At 37.6% G+C, this 18118-nt stretch carries 13 protein-coding genes and 1 pseudogene; 3 read left to right on the top strand and 11 right to left on the bottom strand.

Annotation, left to right across the window (positions count from 1 at the left end):
* Positions 1-120: 120 nt before the first annotated feature.
* From CY0110_RS07020 to CY0110_RS07030, 3 genes and pseudogenes are all read right to left on the bottom strand, one after another.
* The gene (locus CY0110_RS07020; protein ID WP_008274670.1) at positions 121-2814 is read right to left on the bottom strand and encodes a phycobilisome rod-core linker polypeptide; all 2694 of its coding nucleotides are present in this window, start codon (positions 2812-2814) and stop codon (positions 121-123) included.
* A gap of 244 nt (positions 2815-3058) precedes the next feature.
* Positions 3059-3621: pseudogene (locus tag CY0110_RS07025) on the bottom strand (Uma2 family endonuclease); the annotation flags it as partial.
* A 16-nt stretch (positions 3622-3637) separates the two neighbouring features.
* Positions 3638-4582, bottom strand: a complete 945-nt coding sequence (locus tag CY0110_RS07030) for a cation diffusion facilitator family transporter (RefSeq protein ID WP_035798766.1) — start codon at positions 4580-4582, stop codon at positions 3638-3640.
* A gap of 76 nt (positions 4583-4658) precedes the next feature.
* On the opposite strand from CY0110_RS07030, the gene CY0110_RS07035 reads away from it, so the two are divergent.
* The 3 genes from CY0110_RS07035 (at position 4659) to CY0110_RS07045 (ending at position 9752) form a co-directional block, all read left to right on the top strand.
* The gene (locus tag CY0110_RS07035) at positions 4659-5003 is read left to right on the top strand and encodes a hypothetical protein (protein WP_008274674.1); all 345 of its coding nucleotides are present in this window, start codon (positions 4659-4661) and stop codon (positions 5001-5003) included.
* Between the two features lie 72 nt (positions 5004-5075).
* Entirely contained in the window at positions 5076-5888 is an 813-nt protein-coding gene (locus CY0110_RS07040; RefSeq protein ID WP_035798768.1) for a TlyA family RNA methyltransferase, read from the top strand.
* Between the two features lie 450 nt (positions 5889-6338).
* Positions 6339-9752: a matrixin family metalloprotease gene (locus tag CY0110_RS07045; RefSeq protein ID WP_008274678.1), complete on the top strand. Its 3414-nt coding sequence runs from the start codon at positions 6339-6341 to the stop codon at positions 9750-9752.
* A gap of 120 nt (positions 9753-9872) precedes the next feature.
* Here CY0110_RS07045 and mraY read toward each other — a convergent pair whose 3' ends face one another.
* The 8 genes from mraY to CY0110_RS07085 all read right to left on the bottom strand — a co-directional run bounded on the left by mraY (position 9873) and on the right by CY0110_RS07085 (position 18103).
* Complete coding sequence (gene mraY, locus CY0110_RS07050) at positions 9873-10985, bottom strand: phospho-N-acetylmuramoyl-pentapeptide-transferase (RefSeq protein WP_008274679.1); 1113 nt, start codon at positions 10983-10985, stop codon at positions 9873-9875.
* A gap of 91 nt (positions 10986-11076) precedes the next feature.
* Positions 11077-11322, bottom strand: coding sequence for a DUF3134 domain-containing protein (locus CY0110_RS07055; protein WP_008274680.1), 246 nt, complete (start codon positions 11320-11322; stop codon positions 11077-11079).
* 332 nt (positions 11323-11654) lie between these two features.
* Entirely contained in the window at positions 11655-12014 is a 360-nt protein-coding gene (gene ndhM, locus CY0110_RS07060) for an NAD(P)H-quinone oxidoreductase subunit M (RefSeq protein ID WP_008274681.1), read from the bottom strand.
* A 123-nt stretch (positions 12015-12137) separates the two neighbouring features.
* The gene (locus CY0110_RS07065) at positions 12138-12650 is read right to left on the bottom strand and encodes an inorganic diphosphatase (RefSeq protein ID WP_008274682.1); all 513 of its coding nucleotides are present in this window, start codon (positions 12648-12650) and stop codon (positions 12138-12140) included.
* A 605-nt stretch (positions 12651-13255) separates the two neighbouring features.
* Positions 13256-14647, bottom strand: coding sequence for an asparagine--tRNA ligase (gene asnS / locus CY0110_RS07070; RefSeq protein WP_008274683.1), 1392 nt, complete (start codon positions 14645-14647; stop codon positions 13256-13258).
* 134 nt (positions 14648-14781) lie between these two features.
* Positions 14782-15330: a hypothetical protein gene (locus CY0110_RS07075; RefSeq protein ID WP_008274684.1), complete on the bottom strand. Its 549-nt coding sequence runs from the start codon at positions 15328-15330 to the stop codon at positions 14782-14784.
* Between the two features lie 138 nt (positions 15331-15468).
* Positions 15469-16719: a cytochrome P450 gene (locus tag CY0110_RS07080; protein ID WP_008274685.1), complete on the bottom strand. Its 1251-nt coding sequence runs from the start codon at positions 16717-16719 to the stop codon at positions 15469-15471.
* A gap of 481 nt (positions 16720-17200) precedes the next feature.
* A complete protein-coding gene (locus CY0110_RS07085; protein ID WP_008274686.1) occupies positions 17201-18103 on the bottom strand; it encodes a metal ABC transporter permease in 903 nt (300 codons plus the stop codon).
* Between the last annotated feature and the right edge of the window lie 15 nt (positions 18104-18118).

Raw genomic sequence — 18118 nt, forward strand, 5'->3', positions numbered from 1 at the left:
GAGGCAAGAGTAAAATTAAAATGTCCTAATGTATGTTTGTAATGCTATCGTTAGCATTATAAAAAAGACGCGATCGCTCGCGCCTTTTATCATACAACTTTAGGGAATGATTAAATGACCTTAACCACCCACTTTAACCACTGGTTCAAAACTAGGAACCACCAACTCCCGATCTTGTTTAGTTAACTTGTTATACAAGCGTTCAGTGTTGGGGAAGTTGGCCGCAGGAAGGGTCGGGAAACGACGATAGGGAACTGTATCTTCTCCAAATAATTGGAGATATTCCATACTATTTACCATTGCCCCAATAAAGCCACGAATTCCTTGAGTGGCTAAAATTTGATTGTATTTTTGAATCTCTTTTTGAGTTAAAGGCGCACGACCTAAGAAATGTTTAGTTCCTAGTTCGATCACCTTCGTGTTGGGGTAAGGAGTATAGAACTCTTTGATATAGAGATCAGAATATCCTAACCCTTGAATAAACTCTTTAACGGTGATTTCTCCATTGCCTAACTTACTTTCAAGAGCAGTAAATTCAGCTTGAATAATGTACGGGTCAAGATCCCGTTCAAAAATCTGACGATAAGCAGCACGAATAGCATTTTGTAAGGCTACTTTGTCGGTTGTGGTTAACAACTTAAAGATTTTAGTTTGCTGACGTTGGGTACTAACCCCTTGATTAACACGGAACTTAATTTCAGGTTCGGTGCGGTTATCCGAAACTTGACCCAATTCCACAAATCTTGGGGTCACTTCCTTATCAACTCGCTTACCAATATCCTCTTTGATCGCACCAGGACGAGCCATGCGTAACTGCATTCCACCAGGGGTCAAATACCGTTCATAAGGAACCGTATCTTCACCAAAGGCTTCAGTGTATTCGTTACTATCAATCATGGCATCTACTAAGGCATAAAACCCTTTCTTAGAAGCCAAATCAAAGTAAGCGTTCATTTCTTGGCGACCGTAGGTAGGACGACCCAAGAGACGACGGTGAATATATTCGATCGCTTTAACCACATAGAAAGGAGTCCAATAGGTCTTGAGGAAAACCTCAGACTTGGCCAGATTTTTGATAAACTCTCGTAGGGTAATATCGCCATTTTCTAGCTTAATTTCGGCAACTTTTAACCGTTGTCCTTCATAGACATCTCGGCCAAACACCTGACGATAAGCAGCACGAATCACTGCTTGAGTGGAACTCTCGCCAAATTTAACACTCGCTCCATTGCTACTACCAGGAAGTTCATTGTTGAGACGGAAAACTTTTGCTCCTAAACTACCAGGAAACTCACCCCGTGCTGCAGGATTACTGTTTTGGTTGTTAATACCAGCACCACGGTGAATTAAAATCCGTTTCGTATCTTTACTAAAGGGAGCAGGACTCTTGCTGGGATTACGGGTCTCTTTCGGGAAAATTGCCCCAAATTGAATTTCTAGGGGATCGTTTCCAGAACCATAAACGTGCTGATCTGGTAAGGGTTGATTATACTTGGCAAAGGTCGTAATAAATTGAGGAACCTTACGAAAAGGCGCACTGTAATTAAACAGGTCTTGCTGCATTCCCCAGTTACGACATTCTTGCGCTTCTTGCCCTAAACCGCGCAGGTAAGGAACGGTTTCTTCTCCGAAGTAATCAGCGTACTCTTGAGAGTCTACTAACGCATCCACTAAAGCAGCCAGTCCACCGTCAGAAACGATAGCAAAGTAGTTTTGGACTTCTTCGCGAGAACTAGGACCACGGCCTAAAATATGACGAAAAGCTAATTCTAAAGCCCGACTGTTAATGAAGGGTTCAAAGAATTGCTTACGATAAAGAGGAGACTTACAGAGTCTGCGGACAAACTCTTTCATCGATATGTCACCATTTTTCACCTGAGATTCTAGGTAAGAAATGGATTGACTATAAGCTTTGGTAATATCTCTCTCAAACAGTTGACGATAGGCTGCTCTGATGATTTCCCCTTTCTCCAATTCAGATAAGCCGGGCTTCATCACAAATTTTTGACGGGTAACAGAGGCATTAAAATAGCTCTGAGGCAGTTCTAACCCTTGTAAGTCATCAGAAGGACGTTGACGTAACTTATTTGAGGGAGTTGGTGCTTTGAATTCTGTGATTAAGACATCAAAGTATTCGGTAACAATGGCTTGTGCTTCTGCATCTTGACGAAAATACTCTCTAGAAGCAGCCCGCATTTCTTGCAGTGCCACTAAAGTCGCATCCGTAGAACAAGCTCTTTCGATGATTTCTCTTAAACCACGGGTATTGACTACGATGATGCTAGGATCACCGGCCACAATGGCATAGGTGACATAGCGCAAAAACCAAGACATATCTCTCAAGGACTTCTGCATATTGCTCGGTCCATAGCGAGATATATTAATCGGGCGAAATCCGGGGGGAATCGGTCCGCTAGAGCTAAAAATGGAGCGTAACCCTCCAAATAAGCCGCCGCCACCCCCACCACTTTCTACGTAGGTTTCGTTTCCTGGTTGGGCTGTTTGGGTTGCCCCTGCCATGGCCAGTTCTTTTTTGGGGGCTTCCACTGGGGGTTTTTCTAGATACGCCATGGGCGATCCCCCAGTGAAGATCCGGTTAGCTGCCCGTGACACAATTAAATCTGAATTGGTCGTTATGGTTTGGGCGATCGCCAGTCTCTTCTGTCCAGACTGGAAATAGGTAACTAATTCATTGAGTTCTGTCTTTGCTAAAAAGCGATCCTGTTGCTCAGCTTGACTAATGGCTGAGACGGGAACGGTTTGATAGAGTTGGGGTCTTGCTAACGAGCTTCCACCACTTGCCTTTACACTCATTGGATTTCAACTATCTCCCATGAAAAAAATTGCTAATCTACTCCTCGATGGAGTTCAGATGTTTGCAACATCTTGATTAAAACCAGATGTTTCTTAAAAAGTTAATCAGCATCTAGATTAAACTGTTTCGGGCTTTCTGAGGAGTTTTGTAACAAAATGTATCCTTTCTATCTTCATTATTCTTTATCTTGACAAAATCACATTTATGTGAATTTAGAAAAAAGTAATAGTGAAATTAATAATATTCGTCGAAGGTTAAGAATTTATGACCATCAGGTCGAAATATCTCTAAAGTTTCTGAGGTTAATTCAAACTTTATTCCGAGTGTGGGACTTACCCAACCCTTCATTTCTTCAATCACATTTAACTCCCCATTATTCCTTAACCACCCTTGTAAATCAATTTTATCGGGGTCATAGATATAATATTCTTCAACTCCATGATGTTCATAAAATTTGAACTTTTTAGCCATTTCTAATAAACGTTTTCCTGGGGATAAAATCTCAAAAACCACTTGAGGAGAAACATTATCTTCTACCCATTGTCGATAGGAACCACGATCGCCTTTTGGTCTTCCAAACACTATCATAATATCGGGTGCTTGACGAGTCTTATTATCTCCTTCGATGGGATACCAAAGTAAATCACCAGCTACAAAAATGTTAGGATTATCAGCAAATAATAATTCTAAATTTTCTTTAATAACTCTATCCAACGAAACTATTTTGTATTATCTGACATGGGGGTTCCATCTCTTTCAGGATAGATAATATTAGATTGATTTGCTCTAGAAACTGATTCTACCATTGTCTTTTTCTTTTAATTATAAGTTAGTTTTACTTTTATTGTTCTTGTCAGAACTAAAACTAATATTTGATGATTCATAATTAGGGGGTTCTACATGAATGATAATCCGAATTGGAGCAAATTTTTCTTTTAAAATTCTTTCAATTTCTTCGGTTATTTTATGAGAAGTTTTCACATCTTGTGCATTAACAATTAAGTGCATTTCTAAAAAAACTTGTCGTCCAACTATTCCCCGTGAAGCAATATCATGACAGTTGATAACACCAGGAACATTCATAACAATTTCATAAATCTTTTCGGGTGCGATCGCCATTTCATCTACTAACCAAGGTAAATTAGATCGCACCACTTCCCAACCACTATAAAAGACTAAAATGGCTACAGGAAACGCAAAAATAATATCTAACCATTGTAGTTGAGGTAAGTTAAATTGTTCACCTTGCCAAATTCCAATTAATCCTAATAACACCATAATAGTTACCCAAATATCACTCATGGTGTGATAAGCATCAGCAATTAAAATCGGACTATCTACCTCTTTTCCTATTTTTCGCTCATAGAAAGCAACAAAAATATTGATCCCTAAAACAATCAATAAAATCCATAATTGTTCTGGTGAAATAGTAACCGAATCGCCACCATGCCAAATTTTGTCTATAGCACCTTGTATAATTTCAAAACAAGCAATTCCTAAAAAAGCAGCAATTCCTAACGCTGCTACTCCCTCATATTTTTGATGTCCATAAGGATGACGGCGATCAGGAGTAGGGGAAGAAAAATGACTGGCTACTAACCCTAAAATATTATTAGCACTATCGGTAACACTATGAAGCGCATCTGCTTGTAAACTTAAAGAACCTGTTATAATTCCGACAATCGCTTTTAACCCCATCACCAATAAGTTAAGCAATAGCGTTATTAGTAACACTCGACGGACTTGAGAACGATTATCTTTTGTCACAATATTTATATAAACCGTACAGGGTTAACCATTAGTTGAGATAATAGGGATCTTAGTTATATTATAGTGTTTGGTAATGACTCAACTTACCCTTAATTTAGTACAAGGATCGGTTAGGTTTAATTTTTCTGCTGAAGCTGCAACCTCTCTTAAATCAGAAATTGATCAATTAATGCAACAATTGAAAACTGTGGCTGCTAATGCAGGAAGTGGGCAACGGCCAAAACCTGAAAAACCGATGGAATATCGATACACAGGAGAGATATTTTTAGAAGTTTTCTGTAATCCTAATATTTATCCCAGTCCTTTTGCAGCCAAAGTCTTATTAACGGTTCGAGATGACAAAATACGCTTAACCACAGAAGCAGAATTAACTCGTCTTATTGAAGATTTAGGACAGTATTTAGAACAAGTTAGTTAATCCTCTGTCTTTCCTGTTGCGGTCAAGATTTAGTCAATTTATAATTAGATTGTTTTATTTGTTGTAGGTTCCTTGTCTAAACTACGTCTGGATCTCCTTTTAGTGGAACGTAATTTCTGTTCCTCCCGTCAACAAGCACAACGCTGTATTCGGGCTGGAGAAGTTAAAGTTAATCAAAGAATTATTGATAAACCTGGAACGGAAGTTAAGATCACAGCAGACATTGAACTCAAACAAAAACCCCCCTACGTCTCTCGCGGTGGTCTTAAACTCGAAAAAGCTCTAAAACTCTTCAAAATTCCTGTAGAAGACCGAATATGTCTCGATGGTGGCATTTCTACAGGGGGGTTTACCGATTGTTTATTACAAGTCGGGGCAAAACAAGTTTACGGCGTAGATGTAGGTTATGGACAAGTCGCTTGGTCATTACGCCAGGATCAGCGAGTGATCTTAAAAGAAAGAACAAACTTCCGTTATCTTACTCCTGAAGAATTATATCAAGGTAATCCCAAAGCAGATTTAGGGGTCATGGATGTTTCTTTTATTTCCTTAATAAAAGTCTTAGAACCCTTATGGAATCTGCTACAAGAACCCAGAGAAGTGATTTTATTAATCAAACCTCAATTTGAAGTGGGGCGATCGCGGGTTGGTAAAAAAGGAGTAGTTCGAGATCCTCACGATCATACTCAAGCCATTTATCAAGTGTTACAAACTGCTTATACTTTCGGTTGGTTTTGTTGTGGGTTAACTGTTTCTCCTATTACTGGACCGGCTGGAAATACGGAATATTTAGCATGGTTGCGTTGCGATCGCGGAACTCACAACTATTCTTTAGATATTATTACCCAATTGACTATCGGTAATTTGACAGAATTAACCCTCTAAATTTGGTGAATTTACTAATACTGCATAAATAAATTTAATTAAGTAACAAAATATTCTTACTTTTATAGAATTATTTAGAGAATTACGTAGAAGCATAAAAATCAACTTACACTTTCATTCCAAGATTTTCAGTACGTGAAATCCACATAATTTTAGGCTAAAAATCTAATTTTAGTTTTTTTGTTGCCCTTAAATCAGTATTTTTATCCTGTTTTTTTTATAAAAACCAATTTTAAGTATTATTTTTTACATATTTTTTTGCTCAGTAATTATTGAAATTTAATCAAAAATAGAATCAAAAACCAGTGCTTTCTCGATTCTATTTTAGGAATCACAAAACATAGAATTAAAAAATAACAAAAATATGTGACTAGAATCACGAAATTACTAGCACTTTGCTCATTTACACAGTTAAGTAAATGGCAATCACTAAATAGAAATCAAAATTTTATGAATATGTTACTGAATCAAAAACTAACAGAAAAAGTATTAAAACAAGAAGATAACGATTTTAATCAACATAATCTATCGGTCAATAATATTAGATGTGCTTGTCCTGGTTGTGTTAATGGAACCCTCCAGACTAATAACACTACTAATAGTAGCACTAGCGGAAGTAGCTCTACCTCTTCTAATTCTGCACTGATATCTCCACCAATTGAAGGTGTTTTATCTGGTTATCAATGGAATCTAGGTATAGATAGAATCATTACCTATAGTTTTTTTGAAGATGACGATTTTTCTAACTCCTATTACGGCTCAGAATCAGGAGTAAAAGAAGTTAGCAACGCAGTTAAAAACAGTTATAGAGAAATTTTTTCTTGGTTAGAAAACGTTATTAATGTCGATTTTGTTGAAGTTGATGAAATTAATAAAGATACATACGGTGACATCCGTATTCAGGATTCTAACAATCCCAATTATGCCTATGCTTATTATCCCACCAGTGCCTATTCAAAAGTTGCTGGGGATGTTCATTTAAACTCCAATTATGACCGTCTCGGAGATACTAATGGTTTCCAACACGATCCTGGAAAACATGGTTACATGACCTTAGTCCATGAACTAGGCCATGCACTGGGATTATCCCATACCCATAGTGGAACCCCATTATCCAGTGAGTTAGATAATACAGATAACTCTGTAATGACCTACAATTTTACTGGGAATTCTGCAGCTACTTTTATGCCTCTTGATATTGCAGCTTTACAACACTTATATGGGGCGAAAAGTCACAATGCTGGAGATACGACCTATGTCTTTGGCAATTATATTGATCAAGTCAGTGTTAATGGCATTTCTCTTGTAGAAACCTCTAATCGAACCAAACAAACTCTCTGGGACTCTGATGGCATTGATACCTTAGATTTTTCGGGTTTAAATGCTCAAAGTAGTGGATTTCATCTCGATTTAAGAGGAGGGGGACTTCTAAGTAAGACATTTAGCACTACAACCAGCTATTCTACTGCAATATCTTACGATTTTGAGGTAGAAAATGTGATCAACTCTAGTAGTGATGACAAAATTTATCTCAACAATGTGAAAAATGAGATTAGGGGTTATGATACCAATCGAGTTACTGGCAACGATAAAATCTATTATGCGACCAATGAGGACATTCTAAAATTAGATTATAGTTCGCATGAAGTTACTACTAGGCAAAGTGGTCAAAACTTGATTATTAATTTAGGCAGTAATGGTTCTGTTGAGTTAGTCGATTATTATGCTGATACCAGTAATCAAATCCAAATTCTTTACAGTGATATAGAACCAACTGCTGATCCTAATACTGACCCTGATCCCGATCCTGATCCCGTAACTGACAATCAGATCATCGCTCAAATGGGTCGAATTACAAATTTAGACCATAACAGTCAAACAATTCTTCTCGATCACAATTTCATCAATCCTGTTATCTTTGCTCAACCCTTATCTTACAATGGTTCCGATCCTTCCATTGTCAGAATTACCGATATTCAAGGCGATCGCTTTTCAGTCAATGTTCAAGAAACCACTTTAATTAATGGCAATACCCACAGTGGTAATCATACCCAAGAAACCTTTAGTTTTTTAGTCTTAGAACAAGGAGTTTGGCAACTCTCTGATGGTACGATTATCGAAGTGGGTACAGTCACCACCGACGCTACCACTCGCTCTGATTGGCATAATATTACCTTTAATCATGATTTTACAGATACCCCCATTGTTTTAACTCAAGTTCAAACGGATAATGATGGCACTTTCGTAAGAACCCGTCAAAATAATACAACCAATAATGGCTTTCAAGTTGCTTTAGAAGAAGAAGAAGCTTATCTTAATAGTGGCCATGGTTCAGAAACCATTGCTTGGTTAGCTATTTCCCCAGGACAAGGAAATTGGGATGGAAACACCTTTATTGCTGGAAATACAGGAGATCAAGTTACCCATGATTGGCATACTCTCGATTTTGGTAACACCTTCAACACAACCCCTCAATTCCTAGGAAATATTGCTAGTTATGATGGTGGTGATTCTTCAGGGTTAAGACATCGCAATCTGAGCAATGGACAGGTGGAAATCATGATCGAAGAAGACACCAGTAGGGATAGTGAGATCAATCACACCACCGAAGTTGTCAATTTCTTTGCTATTGACAAAATAGGAACTTTAACTGGATCAACTAATCTCGATCCTAATACTGACCCTGATCCTGACCCCACAACTAATAATCAGACCATTGCTGAAATGGGTCAAATTACAAATTTAGACCATAACAATCAAACAATTCTTCTCGATCACAATTTCATCAATCCTGTTATCTTTGCTCAACCCTTATCTTACAATGGTTCCGATCCTTCCATTGTCAGAATTACCGATATTCAAGGCGATCGCTTTTCAGTCAATGTTCAAGAAACCACTTTAATTAATGGCAATACCCACAGTGGTAATCATACCCAAGAAACCTTTAGTTTTTTAGTCTTAGAACAAGGAGTTTGGCAACTCTCTGATGGTACGATTATCGAAGTGGGTACAGTCACCACCGACGCTACCACTCGCTCTGATTGGCATAATATTACCTTTAATCATGATTTTACAGATACCCCCATTGTTTTAACTCAAGTTCAAACGGATAATGATGGCACTTTCGTAAGAACCCGTCAAAATAATACAACCAATAATGGCTTTCAAGTTGCTTTAGAAGAAGAAGAAGCTTATCTTAATAGTGGCCATGGTTCAGAAACCATTGCTTGGTTAGCTATTTCCCCAGGACAAGGAAATTGGGATGGAAACACCTTTATTGCTGGAAATACAGGAGATCAAGTTACCCATGATTGGCATACTCTCGATTTTGGTAACACCTTCAACACAACCCCTCAATTCCTAGGAAATATTGCTAGTTATGATGGTGGTGATTCTTCAGGGTTAAGACATCGCAATCTGAGCAATGGACAGGTGGAAATCATGATCGAAGAAGACACCAGTAGGGATGATGAAACCAGCCACACCACCGAAGCTGTCAATTTCTTTGCTATTGAAGGAACAGGAACCTTAACTGGGTCAGCTAAGGCTGATGCTTTACTGGGATCAATGAAACAGCAACTGGGATCAGCAGGAGAAGATAGCTTTGTGGTAGGAGATGCTACAGAATCATTCTATGATAACTATGGACAGCAAGATTATCTTGAAATCTCTGGGTTTGATACTTCCCAAGATATGATTCAATTACACGGAAACGCCAATGATTACGCTATCGGCGCGTCTCCTCTTAGAAGTAATGATCAAGGTATTTTCCTCAAAGTTGCTGGTATGCAAGACGAATTAGTGGCTATCGTTAAAGATAGTAATAATTTGGATTTGAACAGTAACAATTTTGTCTTTGCTTAATCTGTAGTAATTGTTATGAGGGGATGAGGTACTGGATATAAATTTCCCCTAACCCCTCTCTACTAATTGAATTTGGAGAAAGATACACGCGCCTACAGTAGCTGAGAACTACAATTTCCACTAATGACTTGTCAAAGAGGAGATAACAGCTAATATGGCCAACCCTGCATTAATCAAGTAAAAAATCCCGACGATTTGGGTTTCGCACCAACCACTTAATTCTAGATGATGGTGTAACGGTGCCATTTTCAACAGTCTTTTTCCAACGCCATCAGGGCCTTTGGTGGCTTTATAGTAACTCACTTGAGCAATGACCGATAGAGATTCGACAAAGAAAATGCCACTCACCACAAATAATGCCCAGAGATTACCACTCAAAATACCAACGGCAGCTAAAGCTCCCCCCAACGCTAAAGAACCGGTATCGCCCATAAATACAGTAGCCGGATTACGATTATGAAGAACAAATCCTAAGCACCCCCCACTCATACAAGCACAAAAAATTCCTAATGCTGGTGTGGTAGTAGCGACTAAAATTCCTAACCCTAGAAAAGCTAAGGCCGCAGTTCCCCCGGCCAACCCATCAACTCCATCAGTGAGGTTGGTAGCGTTACTTTCGGCCACGAGAACAAATCCTGCTAAACCCCAAAATAAAAACCCTAACGGTAAAATGAAACTCCCTGGTAAAACTACATTGGTAATGCTAGCCGGTTGAGTATAAGCCATCCAAACACAAAAGGCAATGGCGATCGCAATTTGCAAGATCAATTTCATTCGGGGAGTGAGTCCCTTATTTGATTTTTGTCGTAAAATTTGCCAGTCGTCTACCCAGCCAATCATCATATATGCTAGGGTAACTAGGGCAACAGCGATCACAGACGAGGCAAATTGTGATCCAATTAAAGCAATAATAACCACCACAGGCACAAAAAAAATTCCCCCCATGGTTGGGGTTCCTGCTTTACTTAAATGGGTTTGTGGTCCGTCTTCTTGGATAATTTGACCAGCTTTTAACCGTCGTAAAAAAGGGACTACTCCATAGCCTATTAAGCCACTAATTACAGCAGAAACTCCCAAAGGAAGCAATAATATTTGACTAAAAGTAACCAATTCACCAAAAAATTCAGCAAAACCCAAAGTCAGAAGTAATAATAACCCTGTGAGTAACACTAATAAGTTGTTTCCTGAGGGTTTTCTTAAGGAGATTTCAGGAGAAATGTTTGCATCTACCACAGCAATTAAAATACCATTACAAGCTCAACATTAACTATATGGGATGAAAGAGGAATGATGATATTTGTTCCCCTTTCTCTTTGTTTAAGACTTAATCATCATCATCTAGACTGACATCATCATCGTCGTCGTCATAGTTATCATCGACATCAATTAATTCAGAGATTTCTGCATCTTCTTCTAGGGGGGGTTTCGTCTCTTCCTGTTCACGGTAAATTAAGCGATTCGTCGCTTCTAACCAATTAATGATAGAAGAGTCTCGCTTAACAGGAATGACTGCAGCTGGTTCATATCGTGCTTCTTGGGAAATAGCAGGAGATAATTCGTCTTTAGACATAAGATTTAACATTAATAGTTCTTATTCATTATCATCTTAATACATTGAATCGCTCTCATATACAACACATCTTATTCAATTAATCTATATTGACAATAAACTATGAAATTTTCGAGCTTACCAGTCCCTCTTCTTGTTACAACATTCGTTTTTATTACACCTCCTTATCTATTCGACCAAGAAAGCGGTAGGGCGTACCGTTCAAGGAAAAGCTTGTGGAGGCGATGCAACGGGGTTTAAGCAATTAAATTTGTTTGAGCTAGTTGGCAGCTAACGAAACAAGAATCTCCCGTTAAATTGCCTCAGCAATTAACGGCGAGAGTGTCAATAATTTACATATTATAAGCTCCTTCAGTTTCTGGACTTTCAACCTTAGGAAGTCCCATACTATAATTAAGGACACGACTTTTCAAATTGTAACTAATCTCACCTTTTTGGAGAAGATTGCGGACAAAATGTTCTAAATCTGAACCAATACGACGTAAATTATAATCGCTTAATTCTTCTCCACTGGCAGATTCTACTAACTCATCAAATTTACGATAAACTTTCTGTAAAGCGTCTTCATCCCAGTTGAATTCGTTATCAGGATCAACATCTAAAGTGAGCATATTATCACTTTCTACCAGTTCATTATTGTGAACTTCGGCTGCATAAATACGAATATGACGAGTTGTAGATTTAACAAACATAGTAAGTCAACAAAAATAGAGCGTATATTTAGATGGTAATGGTTTCTCTTTTAAAGAGCAATTAAACCATCTTAAAACTATCTTTGGGGGACAACGACATTAGTCATTATCCCCACTCAGTGACTATTTACTTCCTGCTTTCACACATTGCTCAACTAAAGGCATTACAGAGTTAACATCTTTCCACCCTAAGATTTCTGTCACTTTTTTCTCAAGATTTTTGTAGGTGCGGAAAAACTCAGCAATTTCCTCTAAACGGTGAGGTGCAATATCTTTAAGGGACTTTACCTCAGCATAGCGAGGATCTTCTTCAGGAACACAGAGAACTTTTTCGTCGCGATCGCCACCATCGATCATTTCTAACATACCAATGGGACGAGCTGCAATGACACAGCCAGGGAAAGTGGGTTGATCCATAAGTACCATTCCATCCAAGGGATCACCATCATCAGCTAAGGTATTGGGAACGAACCCATAATCATAAGGATATTGTACCGAGGCAAACAAAACGCGATCAAGAGCAAAGGCGTTCATATCTTTATCAAATTCGTATTTATTCTTGCTACCTGCGGGAATTTCAATTAAAACATTGATTAAACCAGGTTTAGGTTGAGCAGGAATGAGTGATAAGTCCACAATTTTCTCCGAATGCTTACTAATTACTGTGATTGAGGAATATGACACAATTATGGGTTTACTAAGGAAATATTCCCTTTGAGTGCATAATCTTTCCTTCGCTGCTTATTTTACAATGTATTTTACCTAAACGTTGATAACAATCACATTTTCACTGTGATCATTGCTACGGGGGATAAGACAGAAAACGAACATAATAAATACAGGATTCAAAAAGCGGGTGCATACAACAGCACGGGGTTATTTATTGTATTTTGCAGTAAATAGCCTCTTTTTTTTCTTATTTTTTACCTTGATAACAATCACATTTTCACTGTGATCGCTACTACGGGGAATAAGACAGAAACCAAACATAATAGATACAGGATTCAAAAAGCGGGTGCATACAACAGCCAGAGGTTATTTATTATTTTTTATAGTAAATAGCCTCTTTTTTTCTTATTTTTTACTTTGATAATAATCACATTGTCACTGTGATCGCTACTACGGGGAATAAGACAGAAACCAAACATAATAGATACAGGATTCAAAAAGCGGGTGCAAGGGGTTATTTATTGTTTTTCACAGTAAATAACCCTTTTTTTTTACCAGCTGTTAGATATGATTTAAAACTCTGCGCTTAAGGGGGTACGAGGAAACGGAATTACATCACGAATATTCGTCATTCCTGTCATAAATTGTACCACTCTTTCAAACCCTAAACCAAATCCTGCATGGGGTACAGTTCCATATCTTCTTAGGTCTAAATACCACCATAAATCATCAGGAATAATCCCCATTTCATTGATCCTTTTTTCTAAAATGTCTAGTCTTTCTTCCCGTTGAGAACCACCAATAATTTCACCAATTTTAGGAGCTAGAACATCCATTGCAGCAACAGTTTTATTATCATCATTTAAGCGCATATAAAAAGCTTTTATTCCCGTGGGATAATTAGTAACAATTAAGGGTTTTTTAAACAATTCTTCTGCCAGATATCGTTCATGTTCTGATTGTAAATCAATGCCCCATTCTACGGCATATTCAAATTTTTTATTCGATTTCTCCAGTAATTCAATAGCTTTAGTATAAGTTATTCTTTCAAATTCATTATTGATAATATTGTCGGCAGTTTCCAACACAGACTTATCAATACGTTTATTAAAAAATTCCATGTCTTCGGGACAAGCTTCTAACACATATTTGAAAATGTATTTTAAGAATTCTTCTGCTAAATCTTGATCCCCTTCTATATCGCAAAAAGCCATTTCTGGTTCTACCATCCAAAACTCAGCTAAATGACGAGAAGTGTTAGAATTTTCTGCTCGAAACGTAGGGCCAAACGTATAAACATTTTGAAAGGCCATGGCCATAACTTCGGCTTCTAATTGTCCACTTACCGTTAGATAAGCTTGTTTACCAAAAAAGTCTTGAGTATAGTCTATTTTTTGTTGTTTATCGAGAGGAACTTTGCCTAAATCAAAATTAGTTACCGTAAATAATTCCCCTGCCCCTTCGCAGTCACTAGCGGTAATAATAGGAGTATGAATCCAAAGAAAATCTCGTTCTTGAAAAAATTTATGAATAGCCGTTGCACAAGCATTTCTCACGCGGATGACTGCTCCTAAGGTGTTCGTCCGCGATCGCAGATGTCCAATGGTGCGTAAAAATTCAAAGGAATGGCGTTTTTTCTGAAGGGGATAGGTTTCGGGGTCAGATGTGCCATAAACCTGCACTTTAGCAGCCTTTAACTCGATGTTTTGACCCTTTCCGGGGGATTGTACTAGGGTTCCTGAAACTTCCACAGAAGCCCCTGTATTGAGGAGTTTGAGAACATCTTGATAGTTGGGGACGCTTTCATCGAGAACAACCTGTAAACTGTTGAGGGAAGAACCGTCATTAACTTCCATAAAAGCAAATTCCTTTAATTCCCGTTTGGTGCGAACCCACCCTTGAATGGTAACGGTTTCATCGGGTTTGCCGTATCTTAAGATGTCTCTAACTCGTTTGGTTTGCATTATTTATTGAATGGTTTATCAATCCGTTGCTTGATTATTTTAGCAAATTTTGTCTTTAATTCTAGTAATAATCAAAGAAAAGCCACTCAAAAAAGACTCATAAGATTATCCCTAACCTTATTTTCAAAAAATAACTATCTATCTGATTCTTCAACAATTCCTGCTTGTTGGGTAATAATCTTTCTAGCGAGATCGATTTCTTGAACCGTTCCTTTGATCATTACTAAAAACATTTTTTCTAAGGATCTATTACTACTATTATTAATATTTTTTAAATCCTCGTCGGTTTTTGCAATATTAGCACCACTTAAGCTTAAAATAGACCCCATTCCTGCTGCTGCTACGATACCAGCAATCACAGGTGTAAGATAATGAATTGTTTTAAAATTTTCAAAAGCAGCAAATCCTAGGTGAGCAAAATCAGTCAGTATTAGACTCACTAAACAACCAATTAATGTCCCTAATATTCCTCCAGTAATTGCCCCCATTTTCAGGTTATTAATAGCTTGGGTTTGTTCAAGCTTTAGAGGGGGATTAAAGTTTTCAGTGGTGACAGTAATCTGCTCAGAATTAAGTCCTGACTCTTCTAATTTTCTTTTAGTTTCTTTGGCTGCGTCTTCACTGGGAAATTTGCCAAAGGTTGAATAAGGTCTTGTGGGAGATGATGGTGATTGTTTTGACATATTTTAAATTTTCCTATGCTATGTTTAATGAAAATAAGAACAGTTATTATTTTGCTTTGTCTAACTATTCTTATTTGATAACAGTAAGTAAATATATCCATCTCTCTCAGGTAAGATTATGGAAAAAAAAACATTTTATTAACATAAATTTACATTTTTGATCACGAAACCACTAGCAGGAACCGTCGGCATTTTTAAATGGTTAATCCGTAAATCTTGTTTAGGGACGTTATAGTTTATCGACTGAATTAAAAAGGTCATCGTTACCTTTAGTAATTCAATGGTAATCCATTCTCCTGGACAACGATGATTTGTGTGATAATCTCCCCCTCCTTGGGGAATAAACTTAAAAGAATCTAGCTCAGAGAAATTAAGAAATCGCTCTGGGTAAAAAACATCATGTTTGTCCCAAGATTGAGGATCACGGTTAGTCCCATAGAGATCAAGTAACACTCTTGTTCCCTCAGGAAAATGATACCCTTGCCAATCAAAGTCTTGACGAACACGAGCAGAAGCAAAGGGAAAAAAGGGATAAAAACGGCGAATTTCTTCGACAAATGCTCGTAAGTAATCTTCACTTTCCAAAAGTTTTGGTCGGCATTCTGGATGTTCATGTAAGGCTAATGCCCCAAAAGTGATATAACGATCAATGGCAACGATAGGACGTAGAACATTAATTAGTTCTACTGCTGCTACTCGTTTATCCAGTAATTCTCCCGATAAGTCGCGATGATTAGCAAAAATATAGGTTGCGCTAATTTCGGGAACCTCCAATTGATGATTACGCACTTTTTCGATGATAGTTTCTATCCATTGTTCATTTTCTTTGCGGGCTTTTCTTCCTTGCCAGTGTTTGGGTCCAACTACCCCAGAACCTGCGATCATCGCTTCAAACTGTTGGCTTCTAAGCTTTACCTCAGACTCTTCAAGAGGTACACCTGCCCAAGTACAAGCAACACGACATAAAACTTCTCTGGCTTCTTCAAATAGGACAATTGTATCCATTCTTTCCCATTTTTTAGCATAATTATGCCATTGTTTTTGGGTTAAAGTCCCTACTTCTTGAATGCGTTCTTTACTCATTAAACTCATAAACATTTGTTTGCGATGTAAATGAGCATCCCCATCCATTCCTTGAATGCCTTTTTCCCCGAATAAGGTTTTTTTAACCCTGTCAGGAGCAGCATTTTTACGGGTAAATTTTGTTTTATCGTAAAAAATTTTAGCAGCTTCTTCTCCTTTAAAACAAATTGTTTTTTCGAGCATTAGCCGAGTTTGGAAGATATTAGATTGATAACGTTTGCATCGTTTGGAAATAAAATCATAACCGTCGAATATTAAGGCCAGGCTGCTATCAATCCATTTGTCTTGAGGAATTTTCTTAATCACTTTTCACTCTCTTAAATATTGGTACGTTAAGCCGACTACAAATGTCGAGGTATCTAATTCTGTACATTCATAGTATTAAAGATAAACTCTTAAAAATATCTCTCTAAATGTATAAATTAATGATCAGGTTATCAGAGGTCTAGAGTTTAGGAGAACTCCTCAAAAATCATACTGTACAACCTAAGTAGTCTGACAGAAGAGGGATAAATATAGTGAACTGTTTTAAACAATGTAAATAAGCCGTAACTCTTCTCCCTACTCCCTGCTCTCCCGCTCATTTCACAGTAATATTTATTTTTTTCAGGTACTTAGTCTAGTTATTCGGGGTTGTGAGAAGTCAATTTGTAAAAGTAACGAATAATTAAAAATATTGAATCAATCTGCTTTTAAAATTCTAAATCTCAGAAACAAATTTTATTAACTTAAGTATATAAAATAATCGAAGCCTTTTGATGTTTCCTTTACAAACAGTCTCTTATACTCAACGGTGGGTTAATTCTTGATGTCGCTCCTCATCAAACCCCTTATTAGAGGGTTTTCTCAACTGTTGAGCTAAGATGCCGTATTTAGGAGCAAACATCATAGCAAAAAGAAAGAAAACCGTTAACAACACGACAATACTGCCTCCTGTCGAAACATCAAGATGATAGCTGAGATAGGTTCCCAAGACACACGAAAGAACGCTACTGATAACAGCAACCACCAACATATGATCAAAGCGATCGCTCAACAAATAGCCAATTGATCCAGGAGTCACTAACATAGAAATAACTAGAATAATGCCAGCAGTTTGCAATGCAGCCACAATAGTCAAAGCTAATACAGAAAGTAAGGTGTAATACATCATTTGAGTATTCAAACCAATAGCTTTAGCATGATTAGGATCAAAACAAAACAAAAGTAAATCTTTGCGCCTTAATAGAATAACAACTAAGGTAATAATTCCTGCAATTAAAGTTTGAATAATATCTAGTTGAGAAATACCCAAAACATTACCAAAGAGAATATGAAATAAATCAATATTACTGGGGATTTTCGTGACAAGAACTAATCCAAATGCAAAAAACCCTGTAAATACAATGCCGATGACGGCATCTTCTTTTAATCGGGTATTAGACTTAATATAGCCAATAGCCACCGTTGCTCCAAAGCCAAAGAGAAACGCCCCGATCGCAAAGGGAAGATTCATCGCATAGGCTACCACTACCCCAGGCACCACAGAATGAGAAATGGCATCCCCCATCAGTGACCATCCTTTGAGAGTGATATAGCAAGAAAGCACCGCACAAACTAAACCAACAAAGGCACTTACCCAAATAGCTTGCACCAAAAAACCATATTGCAAAGGTTCAATTAACCAGTGCCATAAAAAATTAGTTGCCATTAAATAATTCAAGTT

This window comes from Crocosphaera chwakensis CCY0110, from assembly GCF_000169335.1.
GTDB classification, from domain to species: domain Bacteria; phylum Cyanobacteriota; class Cyanobacteriia; order Cyanobacteriales; family Microcystaceae; genus Crocosphaera; species Crocosphaera chwakensis.